Raw genomic sequence first — 3,610 nt, 5'->3', positions numbered from 1 at the left:
GCAGAATCCTATCGCTGCCTAGGACCCTTCTGTTTTTCCGCTTCATCCGCCTACCACCTCTTTTTGCGACCTACCATCCCGCCTGCCATTTACGTACAGGGATTACAGGCATGCAGGAAAGTGATCTTCATACAGCGATCATGAGAAGTCAGCTCGAACTCGGGTTAAATCGTATTGATCTAGGCTCAACCTCTAGCCTGGCGTTTCATTTGGGTAACACGATGGCAAGTTGTCCGGCGGTCATGGCACTACCGTACTCCCCAGGTATTAGCGGTGGCGGCAGTTATCACCTGCTTAAACCCATTCATGCCGATTCGAAGGCTCCAAACACCATGGCCGAGGACCTCTGGAAATGCACCCAGGAGCACTACGGGCTAACGGCAGCAACATTTGTCACCGCATCGGCAGGCATACCAATCAGCAAGATAGCCGTGGGTACTTGGGTTCACGTGGGTTCCAGCAGGACGACTAACCTGGCCAGCCTCATTGGCATGCGCTTTTTCCCTCGCACGCTGATCAGACAGCCCACAATGGCTAGGATGGCTAAGGCAACGTTTGGCACAGTCCGGGTATTTGGCATTATCGGGCGAGGCATTCCCTTCGTTGCTGCAGGACTGGCCATCTTTGATTTAATCAGTATTGGTAAGTGTGTCTATGAGGCAAGACATGGACGGTAATCTGACCAGGGCCGAGATCAGCGAAAAGGTGATTCAACTATTCGTCGACATCATTGGCTTCATCGACCGAAGCCAGGTGACGGAACAAACGGATTTCATCCGCGACTTCAAGATCATTGATGACGACCTGACCTGCTTCGTCATGCAGATCAAATGGCAGTTCAACCTGCAAGCCACTCAGGCTGACTGGGATCACATCACCACGATCAAGCAGATTGTCGATTTGATTGTCCAGCGCTCACAGCCGCGTTGAAGCAACTGGTGTCATCGCGAACAAGCCCGGCTCCCACAGGTGATCGCGTTCAATTGTGCAAACTGGCTTGCCTGCGATGGCGTCGTCAGGGGATAAACGCTATCACCGATGCGGGTGAGCCCGAACCACCTTCCAGTGCCAGTACACCGATTACTAATGTGGCGCCTTTGACCGGCAGTTGGTCGAGGTTGGTCAGGCACTCCAACACAATCCCATCCCCGGCCAGCACAGCACGATTCGTCGCAAATGCAGTGCTCTGCCCCGAATCAACCCCGTGGGTATCAATTCCCACGCCGGCAATCTGGCGTTGCTCAAGCAAGAGTCGGATCGCTGCCTCGCTAATGCCCGGAAAGTGGGGGCCTTGCGCATCCTGCCCGAAAAACGTCGCCGGGTCAGTCCAAAGGTTTTGCCAGCCCGTATAGATCAACACCACCGAGCCCGGTTCGATTGGCCTATGCTGGCGCTCCCAGTCTTCAATATCCTGCGGGCCGACTTCGTAATCCGGATTGCCCTGGGTTCTACCGCGCACATCTATTACCACCGCCGGTCGTATCAGGTCTTCTGGTTGATAATCTTCAATTCCCATCCCATCGGCATAAAAACTGTTCGGTGCATTCATATGCGTGGCACTGTGTTCACCCATGCTGAAGCGCCGCAGGAAATAGCCGTCCTTTTCCAGCGAAGCGACGTCTTCGAACGCCACGGGGGGATCGCCCGGCCATAACGGAATACGTGGGCTGATAGGGTGACTGAGGCTGACCACCTTACCGTGTTTAACCACCATTCTTGCCCTCCAACTGCCCCAACGGCACCCGCCGCGCTATCGCACTCGACAAGATAATCGAGGTCTTGCTGAACCCGAACTTCGCCACCCGGTTGATCAAGCTCTCCAACTCCGGCATCGAGCCCACCGCTGCTTGCATGATCACGCACGGGTCACCGGTCACCCGGTGGCATTCGGTCAGTTCGGGGATTTCCGCCAAGGCGTCATACACCTTCTGGCTACCGTGATTGGTCAGCCGCAGTTCAATCACGCACTGAATCGGCAACCCCACCTTGGACAGATCCACCTTGGCCTGATACCCGGTGATCACCCCGCTGGCTTCCAGCTTGGCCACGCGCTCGGCCACGGCGGGGGCAGAGAGGTTCACCGTGCGGGCCAGTTGTGCAAAGGAGGCGCGGCCGTCTTCGAGCAGGGCGCTGAGGAGCATTCTGTCGTATTTGTCCATGATAAGGCTCTGTGAATCCGTGGCTTTCGAATACACGGTTTATAGCCTTCATAACCATGCTTTGAAAAGTGTATTGGCGTTTTAAACAGGTTTTGTAACTTATGTTTATCGACCTGCTTTTTTAGAATAAGCCTCCCATCTCCTGCCATAGAGCCGCCCAATGCCTGGCCCACGTCGCTTTCCCTTACCGTTGATCGCCGCCTTTTTTGCGTTGTATGTGATTTGGGGTTCCACCTACCTGGTGATTCGAATTGGCGTGGAGTACTGGCCGCCGTTGATGCTGGGCGGGATTCGCTTTTTGGTGGCCGGGTTGGCGATGTATGGCTTCTTGCGCTGGCGCGGGGCGCCTGCGCCGACCTGGGTGCAGTGGAAGGCGGCGGCCAAGATCGGCATTTTGCTGCTGACCTTTGGCAATGGCGCGGTGACGGTGGCCGAGCACACGGGGGTAGCGTCCGGCGTGGCGGCGTTGGCGGTGGCGACGGTGCCGTTGTTCACCTTGCTGTGCGGCTATTTCTGGGGCGCGCGTAATACGCGTCTGGAATGGGCTGGGGTGGTGTTGGGGATTATCGGCATCGCCATGCTCAACATGGGCTCCAACCTGCAATCGAGCCCGACCGGTGCGATGTTGCTGCTGTTTGCCGCCGCTTCCTGGGCGTTTGGCTCGGTGTGGAGCAAGCACCTTCCGTTGCCGGCGGGCGCCATGGCCAGTGCGGCGGAAATGATCATCGCCGGTGTCTTGCTATTGGTGGGCAGCGCGCTGACCGGCGAGCGTCTGCACGCGGTGCCACCGATCGAGGGCTGGTTGGCCCTGGCTTACCTGGCCGTGTTCGGCTCGATCATCGCCTTCAATGCCTATATGTATCTGCTCAAGCATGTGCGCCCGGCGGCGGCGACCAGCTATGCCTATGTGAACCCGGCAGTGGCGGTATTGCTCGGGATCGTGTTCGTCGGCGAGACCATTGGCATGGAAGAAGCCCTGGCGATGCTGGTGATTATCAGCGCCGTGCTGCTGATCAGCCTGCCCCAGTGGCGCAAGCCGAAGCCGGAAATAAGGTAAACTGCCGCGCATTACGCCCTTGCGCTGAATTTTTCCTACGGTAAACACATGACTTTCGCCACCCTTGGCCTGATCGAACCCTTGCTGCGCGCCCTTGAGACGCTTGGCTACCAGACCCCGACGCCGGTGCAGGCGCAAGCCATTCCGGCGGTGCTGGCGGGTCGCGACCTGATGGCCGCAGCCCAGACCGGCACCGGCAAGACCGCCGGTTTCGCCGTGCCGCTTCTGCAACTGCTGACCATGGAAGGGCCGAAAGTCGCCGCCAACTCGGCCCGTGCGCTGATCCTGTGCCCGACTCGCGAGCTGGCCGAGCAGGTTCACGCCAGCGTCGCCGAGTACGCCCAGCACCTGCCGCTGACCACTTACGCGGTGTACGGCGGTGTCAGCATCAACC

At 58.1% G+C, this 3,610-nt stretch carries 6 protein-coding genes; 4 read left to right on the top strand and 2 right to left on the bottom strand.

Going from position 1 to position 3,610, the window contains the following annotated elements; translation table 11 throughout:
• Both ACRESD_RS18995 and ACRESD_RS18990 read left to right on the top strand, forming a co-directional pair.
• On the top strand, positions 1–677 hold a 677-nt coding region (locus ACRESD_RS18995), incomplete at its 5' end, for a hypothetical protein (protein WP_431752319.1).
• Positions 667–930 carry an acyl carrier protein gene (locus ACRESD_RS18990; RefSeq protein WP_431752318.1) on the top strand — a complete coding sequence of 88 codons (264 nt, stop codon included), beginning with the start codon at positions 667–669 and terminating at the stop codon, positions 928–930. The genes ACRESD_RS18995 and ACRESD_RS18990, both read left to right, overlap by 11 nt.
• Positions 931–1,015: 85 nt before the next feature.
• Here the strand turns inward: ACRESD_RS18990 and ACRESD_RS18985 are convergent, their stop codons facing one another.
• Both ACRESD_RS18985 and ACRESD_RS18980 read right to left on the bottom strand, forming a co-directional pair.
• Positions 1,016–1,714, bottom strand: a complete 699-nt coding sequence (locus ACRESD_RS18985) for a cyclase family protein (protein ID WP_431752317.1) — start codon at positions 1,712–1,714, stop codon at positions 1,016–1,018.
• Positions 1,704–2,159, bottom strand: coding sequence for an Lrp/AsnC family transcriptional regulator (locus ACRESD_RS18980; protein WP_431752316.1), 456 nt, complete (start codon positions 2,157–2,159; stop codon positions 1,704–1,706). The genes ACRESD_RS18985 and ACRESD_RS18980 overlap by 11 nt, the downstream gene beginning before the upstream one ends.
• A 160-nt stretch (positions 2,160–2,319) precedes the next feature.
• Between ACRESD_RS18980 and yedA the strand changes: the two genes are divergently transcribed.
• The gene (gene yedA / locus ACRESD_RS18975) at positions 2,320–3,216 is read left to right on the top strand and encodes a drug/metabolite exporter YedA (protein WP_431752315.1); all 897 of its coding nucleotides are present in this window, start codon (positions 2,320–2,322) and stop codon (positions 3,214–3,216) included.
• Positions 3,217–3,264: 48 nt separating this feature from the next.
• On the top strand, positions 3,265–3,610 hold a 346-nt coding region (locus ACRESD_RS18970; RefSeq protein WP_431752314.1), incomplete at its 3' end, for a DEAD/DEAH box helicase.

Origin of the sequence: Pseudomonas sp. (assembly GCF_050739995.1) — a bacterium.
In the GTDB taxonomy this organism is placed as follows: domain Bacteria; phylum Pseudomonadota; class Gammaproteobacteria; order Pseudomonadales; family Pseudomonadaceae; genus Aquipseudomonas.
This window is presented reverse-complemented; position numbering and strand designations above follow the sequence as displayed.

What these genes read in the sequence shown, in the direction of transcription:
- ACRESD_RS18980 (WP_431752316.1), bottom strand. Translation starts at nt 2,159, where the DNA reads ATGGACAAATACGACAGAATGCTCCTCAGCGCCCTGCTCGAAGACGGC.
- ACRESD_RS18985 (WP_431752317.1), bottom strand. Translation starts at nt 1,714, where the DNA reads ATGGTGGTTAAACACGGTAAGGTGGTCAGCCTCAGTCACCCTATCAGC.
- yedA (WP_431752315.1), top strand. Translation starts at nt 2,320, where the DNA reads ATGCCTGGCCCACGTCGCTTTCCCTTACCGTTGATCGCCGCCTTTTTT.
- ACRESD_RS18990 (WP_431752318.1), top strand. Translation starts at nt 667, where the DNA reads ATGGACGGTAATCTGACCAGGGCCGAGATCAGCGAAAAGGTGATTCAA.